The organism is Paenibacillus sp. PSB04 (genome assembly GCF_025809195.1).
GTDB lineage: Bacteria > Bacillota > Bacilli > Paenibacillales > Paenibacillaceae > Paenibacillus_AQ > Paenibacillus_AQ favisporus.
In genome coordinates, this window is sequence record NZ_CP081301.1 from 5223904 (window position 1) to 5249313 (window position 25410).

Here is a 25410-nt window from a genome sequence, read left to right on the forward strand (position 1 = left end):
TACCCCATTATAGCGAACACTTCTCTTACAGAGGAAATTCGTGCTGATCTTTAGGTTTTCCTGAATGTACGGTTACAAATATTTTTTAAAGCCTTTGCTGACTGAGCCGTCATATCCTTCGCGTTCAAAAAATTGATGGGCCCGGACTCGTTTGGAATGGCTGAGCAGCATGATTTTGTGACAATGCAGCGATCTGCAATATTCTTCGGCATATTTCAGAAGGGATTGGCCGATATTGTTGCTGCGGTGGTCCTCATGAACGACGATGTTCTCGATCAATCCATAGGGCCGGGTCCCATGCATGGCTTGAAGACAGATGTTCAGCGTAAGCGTTCCCAGCAATGCCCCTTCCTCTTCATAGACCAGCAGAAAATTGGCGGGATCCATTCTGATTTTCTCGATCTGCTCTTCCAGCACATTCATTTTCTTGCTGTTCGGCACCAGCATTGTGTACAAGTTACTCAGTTGTTCCCGATCCTGGGATTCCGCTTCACGGATCATAATATATTCTCCCTCCGATCTATCTGACGGCTCTATTTTTAATATGTTTGACCCCTGTCGTATGATCTAAATGTCTGATTTCCGAAGCAACAAATTCAGGAATGACGGTATACTGATCAAGTTCATCGATATCGATCCACCGGTTGACAAATCCCTCTTCCATGCCTTGAAATTCTTCAACATGATGATATATGGAATGATCTCTTGGCAAATTCACAAGAAAAAACATCCCCAGCTCGTGAACCTTACGATCCGGAAAGTCTATAAATTTTCGATTATCCAGAAAAGCTCACGGTCATAGATTGGCGCCCCATATTCTTCCATCATTTCACGTTCTATCGTTTCCTCTGCGGCTTCACCGAATTCCACTCTGCCGCCGGGTATAAACCACTATTGATTATGTTCTGCTCTTTGCATCAGTATCTTATCTCTATGGAGGATAATGCAAGCAGCCCTAAACTGAAATGTATTTGTACCGGTCTCATAAGATATCATCATGTTATTTCATTCCCCACCCTTGATAATAATTTATAAAGTTTCTTTTGAGAGGCTTATTTATGACATTCCAGCTAACCTATAAGCGACTATATTTCGATACACAGCGCCGCGAAACCTGCAGTGACATATGGATGTCCACTCATATTTTCATTGATAGTCCGCATAAACCATATAGGAGAGAAGTCATGAATATGGAGGTTAAGGAATGAACGATTCCCATCACAACGGTGCTGCCCCTCAGGCTGGCAATACAGCGAACCGTGAACCCAATTCAGCGGTTCCAAATCAGGGGAACGACAGGCCGCATAGCGTTAACCAGTCCTTACCATGGGCAGAGGATCTGCCGGCCGCGATGCACTCGCAGACGGTTGGCGAACGCGGGCCTGTCCTGGAACAGGATAACATTTTGCATGAAACGCTGGAAACCTTTGTACATAGCAAAATCATTGAGCGTCCCGTCCACGTGAAAGGCTTTGGCGCATTCGGTTATTTTGAGACAGTGCATTCCATGACCGACTATACGATGCTCAGCTTTTTGCAGACGCCCGGTCAGCAGGTTCCCGTCACGGTTCGCTTTTCCCTCGCGGTCAGCAATAAAGGCACACCGGATACTTCGCGCAATGTGCGCGGGTTTTCCACCAAGTTTTACACGGAACAGGGGGTATTTGATTTGTTATGCAATCATATCCCCGTCTTTTTGGTTCGAGATGCCGTCCGGTTTCCGGAATCAATCAAGGCCTTTCTCCCCTCGCCGAAGAACAATTTGATCGATCCCGAACGCTTCTGGAGCTTTGTAGCCAGGGCGCCGGAATCCACCCATTTCCTCGTTTGGCTCTACTCGGACGTGGGCACGGTGAAGAGTCTCCGTCATATCAAGGGTCACAGCGTGAGCACTTACGTATGGAAAAATGCAAAGGGCATGCGTTTTTATGTAAAGTACCACTGGATGCCATTAGCCGGCGAGCAGTATATCGATCGGCAGGAAGCAGCCCGGCTGGCGGGTGAGAACCCGGATATTGCCGGCCAGGATCTGTACGATACCATTGCCGCAGGCAAGACCGTGGAGTACGGGCTGTATGTGCAGCTGATGAATCCCGATGATGCGGCGCATCTTCCGTTCGACCCGTTGGATGATACCAAGGTATGGGACCAGCAGCAGTACCCTCTTCGTCCGGTCGGCCGCCTCGTATTGAACCGCAATACGGACAATTATATGGGACAGGTCGAAAAGATTGCCTTTTCCCCGTCCAATCTGCTGGAGGGTGCCGAGCTGTCGGATGATAAAATGCTGCAGGGCCGCGCCAACATTTACTGGGATTCCCAGCGTCGGCGGTTAGGCCCTAGTTTTCGCAGCATACCGATCAATCACCAGGAGAATTGGTCTCCGGCTTCCCTGGTGACCAGCGGAAATGGCAGATACGTGGAGGGCAAGCTCGAACGGACCGACATCTCCAAACCGGATAATTTCACCCAGGCCGGGGAGTTTTACCGCGCCATTTCACCAGTACAGCAGGAGCACTTGGTGGATAACCTAGCAGCTGATTTAAAAGGAATATCCCATGAAACGCAGCGGATCGTATTAAGTTACTTGTACGAAGCATCTCCGGAGCTGGGTGAAAGGGTTGCGGGGCACATCGGTATGAAAGGAAAAGGCTAAGACTGAACAAGGAATCATTTCGAGGATCATTTCGGGTATGCCATACGTCTGAGCTTGGTAGACGAGAGGGGGATACGTTCTTTAACGTGTCCCTTCTTTTTGTGCTCAGCAGTCTATCTCAGCGAACTTTTGTCGTTCAGCGGAAACAGGAAACAGCATGAACAATGGCAAAAGGCGGCACAATGGCCGCCATCTTAGATCATACTCTATTAACGTTTACATTGACTTCGACCCAGCGTTTAGAGCGACCTTTCGTACCAATACCCGGGCGAGCGACCATCCAGACGCATCAGTGCTTCAAGGAAAAAATAATCGCCCCAAATGACGAAATCATCCGGCGAAATTCCCCCTCTGACAAAGTAGGAGCCATGCCGCAGGAACCCCTCTTCCTCCGTGCTGCCGGCCGTAAAGTAACTGTTTGCCATGGAAATGACGGATTGCTCCGCGAATTCCTGAAAAGATGCTCGCTCGGGATCCGATTCGTCCAGATGCTGCGCCAGCTCCAGCATTCCGCATGCCGCAATGGCCGAAGCTGAGCTGTCCCTCGGTTCACCCGGCTGCTGCGGGGCGTCAAAATCCCAATAAGCCACAAGATCCTCCGGTACGTGATCCATGAAATACCGGGCCAGCTGCTTGGCTGTATCCAAAAAATACGGCTCCCTCAAATAACGATAGGCAAGTGCAAAACCGTAAATGCCCCAAGCCTGCCCGCGGGACCAAGTGGAACCGTCCCTGAAGCCCTGATGCGTACCCCCGCGGATCGAATCACCCGTTTGCGGATCGAAGTAGAACGTATGGTAGGATGATCCGTCCCCCCGTACGAGAAATCTCCGGCTCTTGTCCGCATGAATGCGGGCGATCGCGGCATAGTGAGGGTCCCCGGTCTGCTCGGACGCCCAATACAGAAGCGGAAGATTCATCAGGCAGTCGATGATGATACGCCCGCCGTTTTCCGGGTCTCCTTCCGGACCCCACGCCTGAATGATTTGCGCGGACGGTCTCCATCGTTTTAAGAGCAGGTCGGCTGCCTGTAAGGCGGTTTGCCGGGCATCTTCATTCTGCTCGACAATCCAGCCTGCCATGGCGGACAGAGAATACAGGAAGCCGATATCGTGGTGCTGCAAGTGGCTCTCCTGCTGCAGCCTCTCCTGAAAAGAACGGACGCTTTGGACTGCTGCATCGTGGATATCCGGATCTTTACTGTATTCGTAACTCAACCATAAAATCCCGGCCCAGAAGCCTTCCGTCCAATCGGTATGATTCACCAGCTGATATTTGCCATCTCCGTGGCTGACATGCGGAAATTGGCCTTGAAAGCGGGCGATGTTGGCTTTCGTAGTTAACAGCGTTTGCTCGATCGTTGCGCTCCAGTTCATAACAACCTCCTGAAAAATGATGAATTAGGGTCTCTGTGTTGGAACTATGGGATGAAGCTCCCTATAAAGATGCAGTTAAACCTAATCGGCAGCACACCTGCGTACCTGCCTATTTCGGCTCGACTTCGTCCAGCGTCAGGCGGAATGCCAGATCCTTCATGTACGTACCGTCCCGATTCAGGAAGGTCATGCCGAAGAGAAGGTCCCCTTGTGTCCCGCGAACGATGGCGATGAGCCGGTTCAGCCCGCCCTTCAGGATGATTTCCTGCTCAGGCTTCGAGACCTTTTCCCCGTTTATATAAATCTCGAACCACGCCTCGGTGTTGATCCGCAGCTTCCCCTGCCGCACGTCGTTATCCTTCCCGGGCACCAGGATGAAACAGCTAAGGAACCATGGCGTGTCTCGAGCGTCCGCTATGCGAAGCATGCCGTCATCCGGGCGCCGTTCCTTCTTCTGCATCCATCCGTACAAGCCTTCGCCCAAATTGTTCAAAGAAAATTCGGGGTCCGTGTGATAAGCTTTCATCGCTTCGTAATCGACATGCGGTGGACAAGGCAGGGCCATCACGGCTTCCACGGCCCACTGTGCATCTCCCTTCTCGCTCGTAAGCAAGCCGTCATCGAAGGCAGCACCAAGATTGGCGAGCAGGCGCGAATACAGGCGCAGCGCCTTGTCGCTGCCGGGATCGGGCAGCAGCTGAGAGCATACCACGCTTCCCCCGCCAATCTTGGCTTCGATCACGAATGCCCCTGCGGGCACGATCTTAGCGCGATTCAGTTCCACCAGCGCCAAACGGCTGTACTCCGCCGTGTAGCCGTTCACGAAGTAGTCCTTCCAGGCGGTGCCTTCGACGCTGCGGCACAGCACCTCCGTGCCGGGTGCTTCGATCTTGTGGCTGGCCAGCACCCGGTTGACCACGTCGCGCGGCGACAAGAATACCTTGTCGTAGCCGAACAGGTCAACCGGGCTGATGCCGCGCATGGCGGCGCCGTCATCCGCCGCCAAGTGATACGCCTCGTGCGGAGCCACCCGCACGGGGCGGTCCAGCAGGCGCGCCAGCGCCGCCTGCTGCGGGCCCTCCGCCGGCAGGACGAGCACGCGTCCGCCGGCTTCGGCGTGGCGCCGGACGGCCTCGGCCGCGCCCGGCGCCTCAAGCAGGCAGGCTTCGGCCACCAGCAGGCCGAAGCCCTGCCCGGGCGGCATGGCGGCATGCCGGCCATGCCCGCCTGCGTCCGGCGCCGGGGCGATGCCCTGCGCCGGCATCCCTGGCGCGGCGGCTGCGCCCGCCAGCGCGAGAAGCGGCGCTGCTTCGCCAAGCGCCGTGTAGTTCAGCCGCAGCTTGTCGAGGAAAGTTGCGGCCGCTCCGCCGGCGCGCACCAGCGCGGCCGTGCGGGCGGTTTCGCCTGCGCCCGCGTCATCGGCGCGCCCGGCGTAGGCGAGCAGGTTCCGCAGCAGCAGGCAGGCCTGCGGAACGCGCGTGACGTTCGCCATCAGATCGAGCTGGCTCGCGATAAACATACCTGTGCCGCTGCGGTATTCCAGCAGCGGTGACCACAAGTCTCCACCGTCTCCAAAATCGCCTGCACCGCATTCGAGCAGCAGCGTAAAGTCGCCGATGACCGGCTTTTCAAAGGCCGCCTGGATGATTGGCAGCGGTCCTTCTTCCCGCAGCTCCTCATGCCAGAACATTAAATCCTCGTCGCCGATTCCCTTCAGAACCGGATGGCTGTAGCTGCCAGCATGGGCACGGATGAAAGGCCTCCGTGACAGCGTCAGCTTGCCGAGCGACAGCTGATTTTGCTCCAGCAGAATGAGACGGCCGCCGCGTTCCACGAATGCCTTCAGCTGCGCTTCCAGCCCGCCGTCCGCATCCTCGGCATAGGTGCCGATGATGAGTAAGCTGTCCGCCGGCAGTCCGGCCAAGCTTTCCCGCTCTATTGCTGCGCATTCTGGGATCATCCTGCAGATCATGTCATATTCGCCGGCCGGACCCCAAAAGAAAGCTTCCCGGCCGACTTCCACCGCTTCGCTGCGCAGCCTGCCGGAAACCAATCTGTATTCGATACGCAGTTCATGCACAAGCTGCCCGTCATGCATCAGCTGCGCGGTCAGCTCAGCCCGTTCTTCTGCATCCACAGATTCCGGGGTCCATCGCAGCGAGATGTTTTGGTGCTCAGCCGGAGCTTGGCGGAAGTCAAAGCTTTGCTCGTGAACCAGCCTCCCTCCCTGCCTAATCTTGCATTCCACCCGGACGTCCTGCACGGCAAGCGTATCGTTGTACACGTCGAAGCTGCGGTGAACCGGCGCATCATCGTAAAAACAGCGGTTGTATTCGGCCGCGATGATGGTGGCCGGCTTGAAAGCTCTGGCCATGATGGCAAAGGCCGGATTTGGAGAATAAGCCGGATACTCTTCAGGCAGCAGACCGTTGTTCAAGGTCAGTGAATAAGCGGGGATCCGCTTCGGCTTGACGCCGGGCTGGCAAAGTTCGCCGGGACCTGTTACCGGTAAAATCACGTCGCGGTCAGGCATAGCCCGCATGAAATAATGCGCAAAGTTAAAGGTCGAAATGCCGGATACGCCTTGGCGCCGGGCGTATTCCACAAACAGCCGCTCCTTCTCGGCAAGTCCGGCCGTGCTCTCATCTGTCCCACAGTAGGCTCGCAGTCCGACATACATACTGCTGTTCTGCGGGCAGATGTACCACCACCCGCCATGCTCTCCGAACGTCAGCGGAACGTCGCGGTCCCATTGGCCGATCGTGCCATCGATATTGTAATGGCGGCTCTCCACCTCCGTATCTTCTTTCGACAGAAGACGGTTGTCTCCTTCAGCAAGAATCGGCCGCGTCGGATCCAGCTCGCGGATGGCGGCCATCAGGCCGGGAATATGCGTTTTGAAACCGTCGCGCCCGTCGACCCAGCGCATCTCATTCTGTACGCTCCACAAAATGACGGACGGGTGGTTTTTGTCCCGCTGCACAAGGCGGCGGACATGGTTCCGGCTGTTATCCAGGTAAGCCGGATGGTCGGCCTGCATCGATTTGCCCGAGCCGTATATCGCGGTTTCATCCACGATGAGCATGCCTTCTTCATCGGCGATGCGCACGTAGTCCTCAGGGTACGGCTCGGCATGCAGCCGGATGCTGTTTACGCCGACGGAGCGGCACATCCGGTACCAGTTCCGTATGTAGGCTTCCGTCTGCTGCACCCCGCCTTGAAAATGCCAGGAATCTCCGCGCAGATTGATCGGAATGCCGTTCAGGACAAACTGAGGTCCTTCGCACCAAAACTCCCGGAACCCGAACGTAATATGACGGCGGTCGATGACCCGCTCATCCACTAGCAGTTCAAGCTCCGCCCGATAGAGGAATGGGGAATCCGGACTCCACTGATGGGCGTCCGTCCAATCCAGTATGAAGGAGGAGCGGTATGCCGTCCCGTACCGCTCGTTTTCGCACAGCCTTGGCAGCTGAATAACGGCATCGTCATCAGGAACGGCCGCTGCACTCGCTGCAAGAACCGGGTTTGGAGCCGGATGAGTCGCGGATGCTTGGGCATGCTCCACATGATGCTCATTCCCGCTCAACACGCCAAGCTCCCGTACGACAAGCCTGACCTGAGCCGTATTCTGCTCCATCTCTCGCGAATTGTGCTCTATCTCGGTGGAAGCTCCTCCGGCAATCGCATGCACTTCCAGTTTCCCATCCCTGACAGACGTGCGGATGGTGACGTCTTCCAGAGATAATTCCGGATAGCTCTCCAAGTAAACATCCTGCCAAATGCCGCGGCATACGGTGCCGAACCAGGAACCGGTAAGGCCGGTCACTTTTTGCGATCCGGACGGAAGGGTCACGCGGTCAAAGCTCCCGCAAACGACGTGCAGGTGGTGCTCATGATCCGCCTGCACCCGGGACGTAATATCCAGCCTGAGCGGCAGGTAGCCGTCCTCCCATACGGCGATTTCCTCCCGGTCCAAATAGATAACGGCCTTCTGCATGATGCCGTCCAGGCGCAGCACAATCCGCTGGCCGGCCATGTGGTCCGGAAGCCGGAAGCTCCGGTGCAGCACGCCCGCCTCGGCGGCGTCCCATTCCTTCGGATAATCGTACAGGTCCATCGGAACGTATCCGTATTCGGGAATGTTCCCGAACGACCGGCCGGTGCCCTGCTTGTAGGTCCTTCTCCAGCTGGATGGGACCTGAACTTTGTGCTGATCGTATACAATGTTCTCCGGCAGCTTGCGGGATTGGGGCTGATCGTACAGCGGCATGAAATCCCAATCTCCGTTCAGACATAGCGAGTTACGCATGTTGTGCACCTCTTCTTTCGGCCGGGCAGCGCACTTCTAGCACAAGCATCAGCTTGCGCCAAATGTCCTGCCCGTCCGGAGCCCCCTCCCACTGGATAAAATGGGGCTCCATCACCTCGGCCCAGTTTTCGGGCTTCAACGACGTTTTCAATCGACCCTCATAGAGCACGGGCGTGATCGTCTCCGGCAGCTCCGAATAGAAAAACAAAACGTTCTCGTGCATGCCGATCATGCCGTACTTATCGCCGTCCCCCGGCTTTTCCTCCTGGTATTGGTAGTGATAATATACATAGCTTGCCGTTTGCTCCGGCTTTAGCAGAGCGATCCTTCCGTATGGTGTGCGTTCCTTATGGACTCGGGCCCACTGCGAATTCGACACAGGGTGCTGGTAATGAAAAATATCAGTCATCGGTACCCAACGTCTTCCCGGTGCGCCTCCCGGCCATTCAGCCAGCCGCTCTCCGGTTTCAGCCAGCAAGCTTTCCGGGAGAACCGGCGTGTCCATACATTCATAATATAGAAACAGCTGTTCTTGATCGGCAAATAGGCTTAGATTGGCGACCTGAAGCCGCTCCATCGCATCGGCAAGCGAATGCTCTCTTTCCTGGGCCCGAAAAAAAGAGCGCGGACTGCCTTCTCCGTTCCAGACGGCTCGAAATAAACATCGAATCATGTTGTCCCTCCTTGAGGTGGTTTTGGGTTTTGCCGTGCTAAAAATCTTTAGGTATCCGAGAATCGCGCTTATCCATGAATTTTGCGCTGCTCACAGTTAGCACGATTTTGCCATGGAAGGTATACCGTGTTGTCCTTGAATAGATTTGAATTGAACCTCTTGATTGCTGCACCGTACCAGGAATTGTAAAAGCGCCCCCTCCATGCAGGGAGAGAGCGCCGAAGAAACCCTTAAACACCAGTAAACTTTAAGGCACTACCGAGAAACGGATGTCGTCGAACAGCATGTAATCGAATCCGCTCACATAGAAACCGACTTTGCCGGAAGGTTTATGTCCCGGATCGGTGCCGGACAGCCTCAGTTCCCCGTTCACATAGAGCTGGATGTCGCCGTCTTTGACGACCGCCTTGACGTCATATTCCGTATCCGGCTGCAGGTCTTGCGCGGGCAGCGTCTCTTCCTTGATCTTCTGCCAGGCGGTGTCGTACAGCATCCATGCCGACGTGCCGTCGGCTCTTGTTTTGTAGCCGATTCGCGTCGATGCAGTGGCATCCTGGCGGTCAAAAATGTACAGCACTCCGTCATTTGGCATAACCGCAGGCGTCTTCAGCTTGAATTCAAGCTGGTAGGATGAGAAGTTTCGGTCGAGCAGGCCGGTGGCGCCGTTTAAGATTTTATAGCGGCGGTTCCCGTCCGGATCGGCTGCAATGCTGCGATTGGGATCGACAGGCCAGCCGTTTCCTCCGGTTTCAAAATCGGTCTCATGCATGACGTTCGAGACGGTGACCGCGATATCCGCCTTGATCAGCGGGTTTACCTTGGATACGGCCGTGATGACTGTTTCGCCCTCGTACACGGCGCTCACGACGCCCATATCGTTCACTTCGGCCACCGCAGGATTCGCGGATTGCCAGGTCACATCCGTATCCGGTGTATCCGCGGGATCAAATGTCAGCTGGAGCTGCTTGCTCTCTCCGGCAGCCAGCCGAATCTGGTTATCCGCCGGGATCATGCCAGCCAGATCTGTAGTCAGCGCCTTGAACTGGATGTCATCGAACATCATGTCGCTGACGTTGTTAACGTAGAACCCGACTTGACCCTCCGCGTTATGGCCCGGATCGGTGCCTTTCAGCCGGAGCCCGCCGTTCACGTACACGCTGATGTCGCCGCCCTTGACGAGCATTTTGACGGCATATTCCGTGCCCGGCTTTAAATCATGATCAGGCATCTTGACTTCCTTCAGCACGGACCACGCCGAGTTGTACAGCAGCCATGACGATGTTCCGTTCGCCCGGGTTTTATATCCGATACGGCTAGAACCGCTGCCCGCCTGGCGGTCAAAAATATACAGCGTTGCGTTTTCGCCGATGGTCGCCGGCGTCTTCAGCTTGAAGGTCAGCTCATAATCGGAGAACTTTTTGCTGCTCAGCGCGGATGCGCCGTTAAGTAACTTGTACCAGCGGTTTTCATCCACTTTCACGATGCTCCGGTTGGCGTCCACCGGCCATCCATTTGCGCCGGATTCGAAATCGGTGTAGTCCATAATGCCGTCGCCGGCTTCCACGGTTACTTTCACTGATGCTGTCAGCTGCGGATTTTCCACAGTTGCCACAGTGATCTCGGTTTGGCCGACAGACTGTCCGGTAATAACTCCGGCGTTATCGACGGTTGCGATTCCCGGATCGGCGGATGTGAAAGACAGTGCCGGATGATCTGCGTTCCACGGCAGGACCGCGGTTTGCAGTTTGACCGTTTTCCAGCGGTCAACCATCACATCGTCGTTGTACACGGCAACCCCCTGGACAGGATGGCTGTCCTGACCTGTGCTGGTGCCGGCTCTGCCGTTAATGCCGATTTCTCCAAACGGGATGTTGGGAAAGCCGGGTATGGCGCTGAATACAGCCGCATCCGGCCGCAGGGACAAATCTCCGTTCGCCAGATCCACAAAGCCCGGATCCTCCGTCGTAACGAAGTTATTGGCATACTGAACCAGCCCGAATTTGTCATACGCTCCGTTGGCATTGGTCGTCGTGCTGCGTGGAATGGTCGGGTTGTAGATGACATTGCCCTGGAACGTGTTCGTATCGGGATAATAACGGTTTTCTGTAAAGAAGTTGGCCAGCTCTGGATACTTGGTCAAATAAGGCGTGCCTACAAAGTCGTTGTTGGCGGCGAAGAGCGCCTGCCATTTTGGCATGTAGTTTTTCGGGATTTGATTGTCCGGCTGATCCCCGAGGTAGATGTCCGCGTAATCATACGGAACTTTACTGTCTACGAAAATATTGTTGCGGGACAAAATATGTGCGCCGCCGTTGTTCTTGATCGCCGAGTTGCCCATTTTGTAGAAAATGTTTTCGTCGATCTGAAGCCCCATAGTGAAGTTGTCGGGATAGACGCCCTCCACGCCGGCCTTGCTTTCTCCAATATTGTGAAAATAGTTTCTGCGGATGACGGTCCCCCGCTGCTGCGGAGTTTCGCCCGCGTTCATGTAAATAGCCCCGAGGTCCGAGAAGGTTTTGCACACATCGTATATGTTGTTGTACTCCACGACATGGTCGTTGCCGAAGATCAGCACGCCAGGATGAGGCGCGTCATGCAGCTCGTTATGTGCCATGCGGTTGCCGACCCCGGAGAGAAGAACGCCCGGATTGTAAGCTTTATGGTAATAAGCAAAATCATGAATGTGCGAATTTTCAACGACATTGTTTCCCGGCTGCAGGGTCGTTTTGTCGCCGCCCGTCAGCGTGACCGCGGTCCCGCCGATATGGTGGATATGCGTGCTGACGATGGCATGATCCGTTCCCGGCACGCCCTGAAAATCATTGTAGTAGAACCGGCTTTGCGTATTGACCAGCACGCCGCTGTTCGTGAAGTTGCGGATTTCGCTGTTCAGAATACGCACGTGGCTGCCTCCCATAATCACCGCTGCCGAGTCGCGTCCATCTTCCATGACCAGCTCGGAAAAGTCGATGTACGAAGCGTTCAGCGCATTGATCATCGGCGTTTTCAGCATCGTAACCTCTATCGTCGGATTCGCCGCTGTAAATTCGGCGTTCGGCAAAAAGTACAGCTTTCCCGCCTGGCGGTCGATGTAATACTCGCCCGGCATATCGATTTCTTCCAGCAGGTTTTGCGCAAAATGAAAATCCGGATACCAGTTTTTGAGCAGGCCGCTCATCTCTCCGTAGCGGAGGGTGATGGTTTTGGCGGCTGTGTCAATGGAGGCGATTTTGTTGTAGGACCATTCCCAGCTGTAGCCGAATATTCCGTCCAGCCAAATATCGTCCGCCTGGGTCCAGTACTGGGGCCGGTCATACGAATAGGAAAAGGTTCCTCCGCGCGTATGTACCTCCCCGTTCGGATCTTTCCGCGTCGGACCCGGATCGATGATTTCATCCATCTGTACCGTCCCTTGGTTCGGCCATCTCGCTAAAGTCATTCCCTGCCCGTTGACGTACAGCTCCATCGGCGGAACTTTGCTCAGATCGTTGGCAAGATAGTAGCCGTGGCGGCTTTGCTCGCCGTAATCGGTAATCCCCTGGCCTGCCAAGTCGGCCACCAGCACTTTTGGTCTTGCCTCGGGACTGATGATCCGGTTAAGAATCGCTAGATCGGTGACCGGTGTGAAGGCGGATTTTTCAATGCGTTTCGATCCGGACAAAGTCACCTTCTCTCCCGGATAAGCTGTATACTTAATCGGCTTCCCGGCTTCGCCGGAGTCCTGCTCGTTCAAATCAAAGCTGCCTGATCGTTCGTACCGCCCCTCACGCAGATACACCGTCACGCCGCCGGCGGGCAGGCCATCTTTCGCTTTCAGCTTCCGGATGGCATCCCTTGCCTTCTCCAGCGTTTTAAACGGATGGTTTTGGGATCCATTATTCGTGTCGCTGCCATTTGTGGCTACATACAGCGATTTTCCCGTTGGTTTGGCGGCAGCTTCTTCCGCTGCAGCTGGCGGCGGAGACGGGGTAAACGTGATCAGCACGATGGCTGCGAGAACCGCGAGCAACCGTTTTTTTGCCATGGCTTCTCTTTCCTTTCAGCATGGATTAGGGCCGGCCCCGGTCCCGTTGTATGCTTCTATTGAAGCCGCCCATGACAGCAGGTTTCTCCCCGTTATCCGTGCGCCGCTTGCGCTTCTCTGCCTTTAAATGAACTTCTTACTTTTTCAACCCCTTGTCTTTCAGGAATTGTTCAAACTGTTTCTTCACCTCCTCCACATACTTATCCTCGCCCGCTTCCTTCAGCTTGCCGTAGAGCACCGGCCAGGTTTCGTCAAAATCAAGCGTCCCGGTCACAAGTCCGCGTTTGTATTCGCCCCATACCGCGTTCAGGTTGGCGATCTCCGTGCTGACCGGCTCCGAATTGAATTTGAACGCCCCGACCGGATTGATTTCGGCTGTTTCGTTGATCTTCTTCGTTTCCTCCCAGACGTTCTCCGGCTGGCCTTCCTTCAGATAAGAATTGAATACGCTGCCGAACACCCAGTCCATATTCGGTTTATATCGGGAATCCGGGAGTGCGCTAATGTATTCGCCGGACTGCTTCTCGTAATGAACGCCTTCCAGGCCGTTGCAGAGCAGATTGTACAGCTCCTTGTCGGTGTTCACGAGATTCAGCAGCATCATGGCCCGGTCCGGATTCGGCGAAGTGCGGCTGATCGATTGGTTGGTGGTCGCCGAATACCCGTTGGAGAACCAGTTGCTGAGCGGGATGATGACCACATCGTGTCCGCCGTTTCTCGCCTTGACTTCAGCTTCGACGCCCGGTTTCAGGACGATATGGTAATCCACCGCGATCTTGCCTTTGAAGTCGCCCGATTTCACGGTCGCCGCATCCTTGTAAATGTAACCTTCCTTGTACCATTTGCTGGCCAGGCGGAAATTGTTCAGCTCTTCTTCCGGATAACGTTGAAGCGTATAGGTCGGGTCATCCGTCTTGATGTAGAAGTGGTCATCGAGCCCCGGCACAATCCAATATTTGTCGTCATGCACCTGCGGATTGATAAAATCAGTGCCGAAGATACCGAACGGGATCATATCCGGTTCATTGTCCTTGATCTGCTTCAGGAACGGTTCAATGTCCTCGATCTTTTTAATCTTCGTGGTGTCCAGTTTATACTTGTCGGCAAGCTCCTTCAGCACGATAAATCCGTAGCGGGAACCGTTGATCTGCTGGTTGGGGATGCCGTAAATCTTGCCGTCGACGGACAGGCCGTCCCACATCACCTGCGGCACATCGGATTTCAGCTCCGGCGCGTATTGATTCAGCAGATCGTCAAGCGGCTGTATGGCTCCTTTGCGTACCAGCTCCTCCGGCTTCAGCATGTAGCCGGTCCAGAGAATGTCGAACTTCTCGCCTGCTGCCAGCACGGTGTTCATTTTCTGCACGTAGTCGCCGATAGAAACCGGCATCAGCTTGACGGTAGCGTTGATCTTTTCTTTGACGATTTTGTTGATTTCGTCCTGCACTTTCTGCTGATCGGGCTGGAGCTGGGACAGCGGATAATACCAGGTCAGCTCGACGGGTTTCAATCCGCTTTCGTTCTTCACATCCGTTGATCCGGCCGATTCTCCGCCGCCGTCCGCGCTTTTTCCTCCGCCGCATCCGGCAAAGACGGTCGCGGCCAGCAGGATAAACGCCAGCACGCCAAACCACTTTTTCTTCATCTGTGTGACCTCCTGTTTTTATAATCGCTTGCGTGTATGTTAACCCTTGAGGGAGCCAACCGTAAGCCCTTTCACGAAAAACCGCTGGAAGAACGGGAAGATGATCAGCATCGGTCCGCCGGCCAGCACGGCGATCGCCATCCGGGCGGAATTGTTCGGGAAGCTCGCCAGGTCGATACCCAGCTGCGTCGCAAACTCGGTATTCGTCGTGAGAAATTCAATGCTGTTCAGCGTCCGGACCAGCAGCAGCTGCAGCGGTACCTTACCCGGATCGTCGATGTACAGCATCGCGTTAAACCAGTCGTTCCAATAAGAGAACGAGATCAGCAGGCCCAGGGTTGCCAATGCCGGCGTGGACAAAGGGAGAATGATGCGGAAGAAAATCCGGAATTCCCTCGCCCCATCCATTTTCGCCGATTCGATGATCTCAAGCGGTATCTTAGACATGAAACCTTTCATGACCATGATGTTGAACGGCGACAGCAGCACAGGCAAAATGAGTGCGAGCAGGCTGTCTTTGAGATGCAGGTACTGGGTCATTAGAATATAGGAAGGAACGAGTCCTCCGCTGAACAGCATCGTGAAAAATACGTAAAAGGTCGTCATCCGGTTGTAGCGGTAATCCGGCCGGGAAATGACGTAAGCGGTCATCGCGGTCAGCAGCAGGCCGACGAGCGATCCGATCACCGTGACGGTGATCGTAACCCCGTATGCCTGGATCATCACGTCCGGGGCATCCAGCAGATAGCGGTACGCCTCCAGGCTGAACGATTTGGGGATGAATTGATAGCCGTCCCGGGACAATGCCTTCTCATCCGTAAGCGATACGGCGATGACGAGCAGAAACGGCAGCACGACTAAGACGGACAGGATGATAAACAGCAGGTTGATTAATACTTTCGACAGTTCCAATGTTTTTGTCACCTTTACGTCACCTCCTTACCATAAAGAATGGTCGGGATTGATTTTGCGCACAATGCCGTTAGCCAGCAGTACCAGTACGAAACCGACAACCGATTGGTAAAAGCCCGTTGCCGCCGACATGCTCACGTTCCCGATTTCCCGCAGCGCGCGGTACACGTAAGTATCGATAATATCGGTGGATCCATACAGGAAACCTGAGTTGTTCGGAATGAAGTAGTGCAGACCGAAATCACCGCGGAACATGTTGCCGATGGACAAAATCAGCAGTATGATGACGAGCGGCGACAGCAGCGGAATGGTGATCTTGCGGGCCATCTGCCACTTGGTCGCCCCGTCGATCCGCGCCGCTTCGTAATATTCTCCGTTGATCCCCAAAATTCCCGCGAAATAGATGAGTGTATTGAAACCTACGGCCTTCCATAAATGAACCAGAATGAGAATGACCGGCCATGGCGCCGCGTTCTGATACCAGCTGACCGGATCCATCCCAAACGCTTGCAGCGTCCGGTTGATCAGCCCGTCCGCATGGTTCAAAAAAGCATACGCGACGTAACCGACCAGAACCCAGGACAGGAAATGCGGCAGAAACAAGGCGGTCTGATAGAACTTGCTCCATTTCTGCTTGATTTCGTTCATCAGGATCGCAAGCAGCAGTGCAGCCACGGTGGTCACCAAGATGTAGGCGGCATTGTACAGCACCGTGTTGCGCGTAATCCGCCAAGCCGTATCAGTAGAAAACAAATACCGGAAATTATCGAGTCCCACCCATTTGCTGCCGAAGATGCCCAGATCGTACCGATAATTTTTGAAGGCGATGATGAGCCCCACCATCGGAATATAGGCGAATATCAGCTTATACAATATTCCCGGCAATGAGAGCAGGAACAGCTCCCGGTTGTTACGGAAATGGCGCAGCTCCTTCCGGATGATCGATTTTTGCTTGCGCTGCTTTGGCGGCACGTCCGGCGAGGGTAGCAATCCGGTTTGTCCGGGTTCTGGCGCCACCCGTCTGTTTTCTGCGTCACCCGCCAGAGAAACCTTATTCAACATATCGTAAGCCCCTTTCCTCCTTTGCGCTCTGCCTGGTGTCAGGCTTTGCACGTCTAACGATAACGTAAAACCCCTCCTGCTGCGTACTGTACAATTGCAGGATCACTGTACTGGCGGGCTGTATAGATGCCGGATTCCTGTATTTACAGGCCTGCAGCCGCTCTTGGACATGCAAAAGACCCGCCAGGGAAACGGTTCTCCCGTGCGGGTCTTCATCAGGTTCATATGCTTCTCTCTATGGCTGATTTCAGGCGGTACTCCTTGGGTGTGGTTCCGTATCGGCGTTTGAACAAGCGGTAAAAATAGCTTTCGTTGCCGAAGCCCACCTTTTCCATAATTTCCGCTACGGTCAGCTCCTGCTGCTCCAAATATGTTCGGGCACGGGCCAGGCGGGTGGCATTAATCTGATCGACGACCGTCGTTCCTTCCTGTGCCTTGAACACCTGCCCGATGTAGACCGAGCTCATCTTCAGCATGTCGGCGATCCGCTGCACGTTGAGATCCGGATCGGCAAAATGCTTGTCGATAATTTCTTTCACGGTATCGGCAAGCAGCCTGTTTTTGTCTTCGCGCCCGTTCCGCCGCTGTTCGAATACCTCGCGGACGACCTCAAGCAGCACCGTTTCGATTTCATCCAACGTTTCTTTCTCGAGAATGCGCCGGTTGATGGCCTGAACGTTGACCGATACCGGGTTCAGATTGTGATGGTTCATCTCTCCCAGCGTATTGCTGAGCGTAACCGCCAGATGCAGCAGTGCAGAGTACATATTCTCGAAGCTGAATCCGCCGATCAGCTCTCTCCAGCTCCGGATCGCCTGCTCCGTCTCTTCCAGATCGCCGCTCTTTAATCCTTCCGTCAGGCGCCGCTCCAATTCCTGCGGAATGCGGAACGTATCGTTTGCCTCGCAGCTTCGGACCCGTTCCGGCTCTAGCACCGCACCTTTGCCAAAAACCATGCGGTAATTGGCGTGGCGGACAGCCAGATTATAATGCGCCGTGATTTCGCGGTAGTCTTCAAACGGGTCGCTGAGCGTTACCGTGAAGGTAACCCGATAATATTGAAGGATGGTGTGCTGAAGCTCCCGAAAGCGGTCGGCAAGCATGGCTAGATCCCTGGATTCGCCGCCGACGATAAAGACGAGATGACCGCTTTTCATATCTGCGGCTTCGCAGGATCCGTGTTTGTGGAGCAGTTCCTGACCAATATTGGCTATGGCGAAATACAGCAGCGATTCTGCTTGCGATCCCTGGCCGCGGGCAAGGCTCTGTACGTCGTCAATCTGGACCAGAGCCAGCCGGAGTCTTGATGGATACGCGATATCGAGCCCGTACTGCTCCCTGATCCGCCGAAACTCCAGTTCGTGTACGCCTTCGCTGAGACCGATCAGGCTGCGCAGGTGATAGACCTTGGCGATGTTCCACTGGGATGCCCTCTCCTGCTCGAGCCCTTTCAGCTTTCCGATCATTTCCGTAACGTTGGCGGCAATGACCGACAGCTCATCCTTCGCAGGGGGAGCATCGCGCCGCTGCGGCGGAACGAGCGTCAGGAGTTGCCCGACCGGTTTATACAGCCGAAGCGAAAAAAACACGGACAGCAGCACAGCCAGGACCGCAACGGACAGCGTCACGGCCATCTCCGTCCATTTCATCTGCCGGACGCTGCCGAGCACGTCGTTATAATTCTGGAGGCTGACGATTTGCCAGTTGTTCAATCCTTTGCTCAAATACGTCACCTTGTATTTATGCGAACCGTGCTTATAGATAAAAGAATCCAGCGAACTCCCGGTAGATTGGATTCGCGGAAGCAAATCCTTTTTGACGCTCAGCCCCTCCGGCAGCGACCGGTCGTTGGAGATCAGCATGCGCCCGTCACTGTCAGTCACGAACAGCATGTCGTTCTCCCGCTCCGCGACACGATTAAGCGCTTTCACGTTATCCAGCATCCATCCCGGCTTGACGGTCAAAATCAGGACATTATCATTTACGGAACCTAAGGAGGGGCCGTCATAAATGAAGAAGGCGAATACGTCGATCCCTTCATTTCCGCCGTCCAGATCCATCGGAATCAACTGGAGCTTCGGCAGGTCGCTGCGGGACGACATATAATCCCCCAGCCTTTGATACAGCAGCCTGTTGTCCATATCATGATTGAGCGATGAGAAAAACCGGTGCTGCGCCCCGTTGTAAAAAACAGCAGCGTGGAGATACGGAGACGCTGCGACGGTCTGATTCAGCCGCTCGATCTTCAGAATGCTCTGCTTGTAATCCGCTCCGGATTTCAGTGCGATCAGCTCTTCATCGTTGTACATGGATACCGCCAGGTCCTTGACGATGCCGTTCATGTTTTCGATGTTATAGTTGATTTGGGTCAGCAGCTTGCGGTCGGCTTCGTTCTGAAGGCTGAGCACTTTGTCGCGTGCGAAGGCGTTCATAAATAGGGAGGCCACCGCCAGTGTGGCGACTACGAGCATAAAGCTGAGCAAGATCCGCTGTAAATATTTCCGCGTTCGCAGCATTTGCAGCAAGTTCATCGTACCTCTCTCCCTCCCAATTGTTGGAGTGACCTAACTATAATCCGGTTGATTTTTAGGTGTCAATCCGTTTCTTCCGCAAGCGATTTCGAAATCGCATCCACATCGGGAATAACACCGGGTGCCGCGCCGAACATTTCCTTGAGAAGCGTACGCGCCATAACCCAGTGCCCGGCACGGTTCGGATGAATACCGTCCCCCGAACGATAAGCAGGATCCAGTGCTCTGTGTTCCTTTATATGGTCCAGCAGCGGACTGCGCAAGTCGATGATCTGGTCGGCCAAATCACCCGCTGACAGAAGCCATGCGGAATATTGCTCGAGGACGCGGTCATATTCCTGGAATGGTGCGAGATAGCTGAAATCCGGTGCGCTTTCGGGCAGAAGCTCGGCGTTCATTGAGAGTGGGTCAAACGGCGGTGGCGTCATGAGCACCACCTTGGCTCCAGCCCCTCTGCTGCGTTCAACTAGACGAAATACCCCCTCTTGATAGGCAGCAAAACGATCCTCGGAGTAAGGATGGTAAATCCCGTCGTTCATACCGTAACAGGCGGCCACGATCCCGGGCGATACCGTATCCAGCGCGTTCCGAAGCCGATCGTGCACGCAAGGGCGCGGAAACGGGTGTGCCGCCTCACTGAGTCCCGACACGGTTTCGCTGGGCACACCGCATGAAACCAGCTTCATCTCCATCGTCGGCCGGTGCTGACGGAGCCAAGCTTCGGTATACCGGATATAATGACCGCTGGCCGTAATGCTGTCCCCCAGAAAAAGAATAACCGGCTTCTCGGGCTGATTCGTCCTTTCATTCCACCATAAATCCATAGGTACCTCCCCATTGACATTCTATAAGCCGATCACATTTCGATCTGCCATGCGTCGGCCCGTAAACTTAATGGTAGCGCGGTACGCCGTTCTTCGCCTTGACGATGCCGACATTGTTTAGCATAATATGGACATGATGACCAGACTGTTTGCCACGGACATCGGACTCGAACCGGGATTTACGTTCCGCATCCAGAAATGTCCGCTAACGCACGAATATTTTGTACATAGCCACGATTTTTCCGAACTCGTCGTCATTTTGCAGGGCAGCGCCATTCATATCATTGAAGGGAGGGAATACTCCGTTACAGCCGGCCAGGTATTCTTGATTCACAGCGGCGTATCCCATGGATACAAAAACGTCGACGGGATTGAATACATCAACGTCATGTTCCAGCCCGAGCAGCTTCTGCAGCTGTCCGAGCTTAGGCTGCTTCCAGGCTTCCAAGCGCTCTTCTACATCGAACCATTTTACCGCAAGGAAATGAACTTCAAGGGCATGCTTACGCTGAACGAAGCGCAGCTGCAGGAAGCGACAAAGCTGCTTGACCTGATTTTAACCGAGTATGAGCTGCAGCCGCAGGGCTATCGTCTGATGATTCGCTCTTATTTTACCGCTCTGGTCGGCCTGCTCTCCCGCTATTATCAGATCGGTAGCGGACATGAAGACAACAAGGCGCTGCGGATCGGTGAAGCCGTCACTTACATTGAAGAACACTTTCTCCAGCCGATCACCCTGCAAGCGATGGCCGACAAAGCCTACCTCTCCACCCGCCAGTTTCAGCGCGTCTTTACGCGCAACTATCACACCACACCGATGGATTACGTCATACGCAAGCGTCTGGACTATTCCTGCACGCTGCTTCGCTATCCAAACCTGTCCATTTCCCAGGTAGCGCTCGAAAGCGGCTTTCGGGACCAGAACTATTACGCCCGCCAGTTCCGCAAGGTGTACAACTGTACGCCATCCGAGTATCGGGAGAAGCTGCAGGATTCATAAATACGGGGGAAAGGCCATGGTTTAAGCAGGCCGATTGGGCGGGCGATCCGGATCCAGCCGAAAGGCCCTGCTGTGAATCAGCGGATTACTTCAAACGGTTGTACAGGTAAGTTAATACCGCTGCCAGTACAGCAGCCCATAACAAAATAATCAGGACACCCGCAGTCCAATTCACCGGTTTCCCTTGGTTCATGCGAGCATCCGCTTTCTTTTTGGCATCCTCAATGACCTCACCAGGCATCATTTTTATAGCAGCCAATACTCCCAGCGGTATCAAAACCAAATCGTCCGCATAGCCAATGACGGGTATGAAGTCCGGTATTAAATCTATGGGGCTGAATGCATAGGCAACGACGCACATGGAAAACAACTTTGCATACCATGGCGAACGTTTGTCCCGATAGGCGTAATAGAGTACAAATACCTGCCTTTTTAATTGTTTGGCCCAAGCTTTCAGCTGTTCCATCATGTCTTCCATTCTCCCCTTGGCTTGTTATGGCTCATTGTATGATCTTCATTTTAACTTGCTGCACGACTTGCCTTTTGTATTCTTCGCCGCCTTAAACTGACAAACCTTCCTGCACTTATTTACGAATCGACACGATGAGAAGGAGACTCTCAGCAGCAGCAGCCGTCCTCTATGCTATCATCATTTCCAGTCATACGAATTGGAATCACTGCGGAATATGTACGTTATATTTTCGTGATCATGGGCACCTGCGGAATATGGACATGAAGCATTCAGCCTCAGCGATCAACGCAGCGACAGCAGGAAATCGCTGAATTCTTCGGCGTTCCGAAACCGGTTGATTTGTACTCCGCGGCTCTGAAGATGCTGCTCCAGCTGCGAATCAAGCTGTTCAACCGCCACTTTCAGGGGGATGAAATCTTCCTGATTCAGTATTCCGATTAAATCTGGAAAGCCAAGCTCCTTATACAAGGTTAACTCTTCCTCCCCGGCGCACAAAGGCGACGGCCAATACCCTTTCTCGGTGAAATAGAGAAAACGGGATACTTCTTTCTGCACGCCGACCGCCCAGAAATAGGCTGTATGGTAGTCGCTTGATTCACAAGCGCTCACCACCTTATCCATAATTCCTTTTACTTCTTCATAGAAGCCCTTCATCCGGCCAGGATAATCTGGACCGCTGACGTCTTTCTCTTTATGCTGCAAAATGAGACGAAGCGTATCCTTGGTCAATCGTTCGCAGGCTTCCCGGATTTGAAATCCCGAACAGGAAGACAGAATCGTCTCCATCGTCTGCTCCAATGTGTCCGGTTGTACAGGGAAGTTTCGGATTTGCTCCCTGTTTTTGCCCCAGCCTTTGGTGTAGTATGTATGATTAATTAATGAAAGGCTCTCAAGGTTTAAGATCAGGATCTCTTGGGCTTCATAGCGAAAAGAAACCAGATCATCCACAGAGCTCATTTTGCTTAAGTTGTAAAGGTGTATATAAGCTTCCTTCAGCCTCGATTCGGCTTTATGGAGCCATTCCAAGCGTGCCCGGGCTTGGTCAGCAATTTTGCTGCGAAGCTGGAGAAACCGCCCATGATCTTCTTCGGACCGCACATACAGTAGCTTGCAATCCGCGATGATCGATACATTCAGTTCTTCGAAAGCGGCGATTCTCTCCGCACGTTCCCAGCTGATCGGCCAAAAATCAAAGCTGATCCCGTTCACTACAAACTGCAAACTATGACGGAAACCTTCCGCGTTCGCCGGTATAAAGAAAAAATCGAGATCGGAACGCTCCGTCGCCGTTCCTTGAACGCGTGATCCATAATATCCGATCAGAGAGACGTCGTCTGGAAAATTCGTTGAGATATGTTGGACCATAAGCTCGGCTACTTCAAATGGATTGAACATCTGAAATCCTCCTTGTTCAGGGCTTGCGTTGCATACTCCCTTCTTGCGAAAAGAGCGACGGATCGTTACCATCGCCCCTTCTTCCGCCCGTGAGCGGCCGTTATTTTTTTTCCATGACCGCAAAGTAATTCGCTTCGTCATCCGCAAAGTTAAACACCCTGCCGGTAGGCAGCTCAACGATTTCACCGACGGTGATCTGTTTATCGGTCAAATCGCGATACAACGCATCCACGTCCTCTGTGAAAAACATTAAAGAAGGCGTGCCGAGATTTAAGCCCTCGGACATCTTCGCGACAGCCTCTTTATCATGCAGTATGATGCTGGAACCTGCATCCTTGGCCGGGGCGACTTCGATCCATCTCATGTGTTCATTGTTTTCTTCAGAAATGACACGAAAACCTAATTTCTCCGTCCAAAATTGTACCGCCTGATCCTGGTTGTTGACGTACAGCATCACTTGACCGAGCTTGTTGATCATTTGCCGTAACTCTCCTTTAATTTGAAAATAGTAGATGACAGTTCATTCATGGTCTTCTCAAATTATAGCACGCCCAGCCACCGGAGTTTCTCATCGATTGCCAAGACCTTAGCATTTGTTCCGCTTCAGACTCGTATACACAAACAAGCAGCCCATATGTGGACTGCTTGTTTGTGCCTTAATTGATTTTGGTCAAGGCCCATTTCTGGGCGTCCGTTCCGTTATCCGTCCACTGCTGAACGGCCGCGCCATCCGCCGTGGATGAACCGGACACGTCAACGACAAGTCCGTTTGCTTTGGAGACCAGCTTATAATACCCTCCGCCTACATCGACAATGCTCCACCTTTGCGCGTTCGTCCCGTTATCATCCCACTGCTGCAGCTGGACGCCGGCTGCTGTTGACGAATTCGGCACATCCAATACTTTGCCGCTGTGCACGGCAGTAAGCTTGTAATAACCGTCACCCGTGCTTTCGATCCGGAATTGCTGGTTGCTGGCGGTATAATTCGTCCACTGCTGGATTTTGGCTCCGCTGGCCATGGACACGTCAATGACATCCATTACTTTTCCACTCGCCTTGGAGGCCAATGTATAAACTCCGTTGCTGATTGCGCTGGACTGGCCATTGTCCTGATATACACGGACGTAGTCCACGAGCATTTGAGCTGGAAACGGCGTCGAATCATTCGGAGCCCCTGGCCAGTTGCCGCCGACCGCCAAGTTCAGGAGCAGAAAGAACGGCCGCTGAAATTCCTCGGTATTTCCGGTGCCATTCTCAATATAAAATTCATTGAACTGCTGTCCGTCAACGAACCAGCGGATATACTTCGAATCCCATTCGACGCTGTACACATGGTATTGGGAAAAATCGAGGTTACCCGAAACTCTTCCGTATTCCGCATGCCCTCCCGCATCCCAGTGAACCGTGCCGTTAACATAAGGGTTGTTATTAACCCGCTCCATGATGTCCGTTTCCCCGCTGTACGGCCATCCGACCGTGCTGATGTTGCTGCCCAGCATCCAGAACGCCGGCCACAGCCCTTGTCCGGAAGGCAGCTTGATCCTAGCCTCTATTTTGCCATAGGTAAAGGATTTCAGGTTTTGCGTTTTGATACGTGCCGAAGTATAGTTCATTCCGCCGTATGATTCTTTTCTCGCCGTAATCACCAGATTTCCTCCGGTAACCTGCAAATTCTGCGACCGGTCCGTATAGTATTGAAGCTCGTTGTTTCCCCATCCGCCGCTGCCCGTGCCGATCTCCGGAGTCCAATTGGAACGGTTCAGTGCGGTTCCGTCAAATTCATCGCTCCACACCAGCTTCCAGTTTGGAGCCGCACTCACCTGTTTGACAGGAAATAAAGCAATCAAAAGACTGACCATGATGATTCCGCATAATCCTTTTTTCAGCATCTTGTTCCCTCCTCATCAAATTGGGAAAACGTCACAGACACTATAAGGAAAATTCGACCTGCATCATTAAAGAGCCCGCCTTTGGGACGTTAATCACCTCGCTTTATGCATGGAATGGGACAGCGGCAGGGAAATCTAGAAGTCTCAATCTACTAAAGCAAGCGCTTACATTGCTAGTATATCCGTTTTGGATAACATTAACAACCTTTATTTATATTTTTTTACAATTAACTCATCATTTACCTCTGTTTATTCACTTGATCAAAATCACAATCATGATAGCTGCCGCAACGATGCTAATTACGTAGAAGCCTAGAAGCCTAAACCATTTTTTGCCCGTATCTTGGAAGTATTGTGGATTTTGTTCTTTATTGCTTTGGGATTGTCCAATTCTCATCGTTGCGAAGAGTCCCCATATTAATACGATCACGGCAAAAACCATCAGCCAGACCATGCTGTTCACCCGCCCGTCAAGTAGATTTGTTGCAGTTTCATTATAATCACCATCGGACGTGAACACACCAGCCATTGCAATCGTTCCCTGACCATCCATTTCACTAAATGAAACGGGCCGTGTTCATGAAAACGCAAAACTTTCAGTGAGAAAAAGACGGAAATCGTTAAGCAAATAAGATATAT

Annotated in this window: 19 protein-coding genes; 2 read left to right on the forward strand and 17 right to left on the reverse strand. The window is 53.4% G+C overall.

What is annotated here, in order from left to right:
• Window positions 1-72: 72 nt before the first annotated feature.
• The 3 genes from K2F33_RS24165 to K2F33_RS33745 are packed head-to-tail and all read right to left on the reverse strand — an operon-like array spanning window position 73 to window position 885.
• The gene (locus K2F33_RS24165) at window positions 73-501 is read right to left on the reverse strand and encodes a GNAT family N-acetyltransferase (RefSeq protein ID WP_263879024.1); all 429 of its coding nucleotides are present in this window, start codon (window positions 499-501) and stop codon (window positions 73-75) included.
• Window positions 502-520: 19 nt separating this feature from the next.
• On the reverse strand, window positions 521-718 hold the full coding sequence (locus K2F33_RS24170; RefSeq protein WP_263879026.1) for a hypothetical protein: 198 nt from the start codon (window positions 716-718) through the stop codon (window positions 521-523).
• 44 nt (window positions 719-762) lie between these two features.
• Window positions 763-885, reverse strand: a complete 123-nt coding sequence (locus K2F33_RS33745) for an NUDIX domain-containing protein (protein WP_412974015.1) — start codon at window positions 883-885, stop codon at window positions 763-765.
• A 466-nt stretch (window positions 886-1351) separates the two neighbouring features.
• Here K2F33_RS33745 and K2F33_RS24175 point away from each other — a divergent pair, with 466 nt between their 5' ends.
• On the forward strand, window positions 1352-2656 hold the full coding sequence (locus tag K2F33_RS24175; protein WP_116231685.1) for a catalase: 1305 nt from the start codon (window positions 1352-1354) through the stop codon (window positions 2654-2656).
• Window positions 2657-2895: 239 nt separating this feature from the next.
• On the opposite strand, the gene K2F33_RS24180 is transcribed toward K2F33_RS24175, so the two are convergent.
• From K2F33_RS24180 to K2F33_RS24220, 9 genes are all read right to left on the reverse strand, one after another.
• Entirely contained in the window at window positions 2896-4032 is a 1137-nt protein-coding gene (locus K2F33_RS24180; protein WP_212983728.1) for a glycoside hydrolase family 88 protein, read from the reverse strand.
• A 109-nt stretch (window positions 4033-4141) separates the two neighbouring features.
• A complete protein-coding gene (locus K2F33_RS24185) occupies window positions 4142-8344 on the reverse strand; it encodes a glycoside hydrolase family 2 protein (RefSeq protein WP_263879029.1) in 4203 nt (1400 codons plus the stop codon).
• Window positions 8337-9017, reverse strand: a complete 681-nt coding sequence (locus tag K2F33_RS24190) for a hypothetical protein (protein WP_263879037.1) — start codon at window positions 9015-9017, stop codon at window positions 8337-8339. Before K2F33_RS24190 ends, K2F33_RS24185 begins: the two co-directional genes overlap by 8 nt.
• A gap of 247 nt (window positions 9018-9264) precedes the next feature.
• Window positions 9265-13041: an Ig-like domain-containing protein gene (locus K2F33_RS24195; RefSeq protein WP_263879040.1), complete on the reverse strand. Its 3777-nt coding sequence runs from the start codon at window positions 13039-13041 to the stop codon at window positions 9265-9267.
• A gap of 136 nt (window positions 13042-13177) precedes the next feature.
• The gene (locus tag K2F33_RS24200; protein ID WP_263879042.1) at window positions 13178-14686 is read right to left on the reverse strand and encodes an ABC transporter substrate-binding protein; all 1509 of its coding nucleotides are present in this window, start codon (window positions 14684-14686) and stop codon (window positions 13178-13180) included.
• Between the two features lie 39 nt (window positions 14687-14725).
• Window positions 14726-15610 carry a carbohydrate ABC transporter permease gene (locus K2F33_RS24205; RefSeq protein WP_089547239.1) on the reverse strand — a complete coding sequence of 295 codons (885 nt, stop codon included), beginning with the start codon at window positions 15608-15610 and terminating at the stop codon, window positions 14726-14728.
• A 15-nt stretch (window positions 15611-15625) separates the two neighbouring features.
• Window positions 15626-16660 carry an ABC transporter permease gene (locus tag K2F33_RS24210; protein ID WP_076165735.1) on the reverse strand — a complete coding sequence of 345 codons (1035 nt, stop codon included), beginning with the start codon at window positions 16658-16660 and terminating at the stop codon, window positions 15626-15628.
• A 221-nt stretch (window positions 16661-16881) separates the two neighbouring features.
• Window positions 16882-19191 (reverse strand): helix-turn-helix domain-containing protein, encoded by a 2310-nt coding sequence (locus K2F33_RS24215; RefSeq protein ID WP_263879046.1) that lies wholly within the window; start codon window positions 19189-19191, stop codon window positions 16882-16884.
• 62 nt (window positions 19192-19253) lie between these two features.
• A complete protein-coding gene (locus K2F33_RS24220; RefSeq protein ID WP_263879047.1) occupies window positions 19254-20015 on the reverse strand; it encodes an SGNH/GDSL hydrolase family protein in 762 nt (253 codons plus the stop codon).
• A 133-nt stretch (window positions 20016-20148) separates the two neighbouring features.
• Here K2F33_RS24220 and K2F33_RS24225 point away from each other — a divergent pair, with 133 nt between their 5' ends.
• A complete protein-coding gene (locus K2F33_RS24225) occupies window positions 20149-21015 on the forward strand; it encodes a helix-turn-helix domain-containing protein (protein ID WP_167372820.1) in 867 nt (288 codons plus the stop codon).
• 85 nt (window positions 21016-21100) lie between these two features.
• Here K2F33_RS24225 and K2F33_RS24230 read toward each other — a convergent pair whose 3' ends face one another.
• The 5 genes from K2F33_RS24230 to K2F33_RS24250 all read right to left on the reverse strand — a co-directional run bounded on the left by K2F33_RS24230 (window position 21101) and on the right by K2F33_RS24250 (window position 25300).
• Window positions 21101-21484 carry a YkvA family protein gene (locus tag K2F33_RS24230; protein ID WP_263879051.1) on the reverse strand — a complete coding sequence of 128 codons (384 nt, stop codon included), beginning with the start codon at window positions 21482-21484 and terminating at the stop codon, window positions 21101-21103.
• Between the two features lie 285 nt (window positions 21485-21769).
• Window positions 21770-22882 carry a nucleotidyltransferase domain-containing protein gene (locus K2F33_RS24235; protein WP_263879052.1) on the reverse strand — a complete coding sequence of 371 codons (1113 nt, stop codon included), beginning with the start codon at window positions 22880-22882 and terminating at the stop codon, window positions 21770-21772.
• A 100-nt stretch (window positions 22883-22982) separates the two neighbouring features.
• Window positions 22983-23360, reverse strand: coding sequence for a VOC family protein (locus K2F33_RS24240; RefSeq protein WP_263879054.1), 378 nt, complete (start codon window positions 23358-23360; stop codon window positions 22983-22985).
• Between the two features lie 178 nt (window positions 23361-23538).
• Window positions 23539-24771, reverse strand: coding sequence for an RICIN domain-containing protein (locus tag K2F33_RS24245; RefSeq protein ID WP_263879055.1), 1233 nt, complete (start codon window positions 24769-24771; stop codon window positions 23539-23541).
• Between the two features lie 253 nt (window positions 24772-25024).
• The gene (locus K2F33_RS24250) at window positions 25025-25300 is read right to left on the reverse strand and encodes a hypothetical protein (RefSeq protein WP_152404348.1); all 276 of its coding nucleotides are present in this window, start codon (window positions 25298-25300) and stop codon (window positions 25025-25027) included.
• Window positions 25301-25410: the final 110 nt, after the last annotated feature.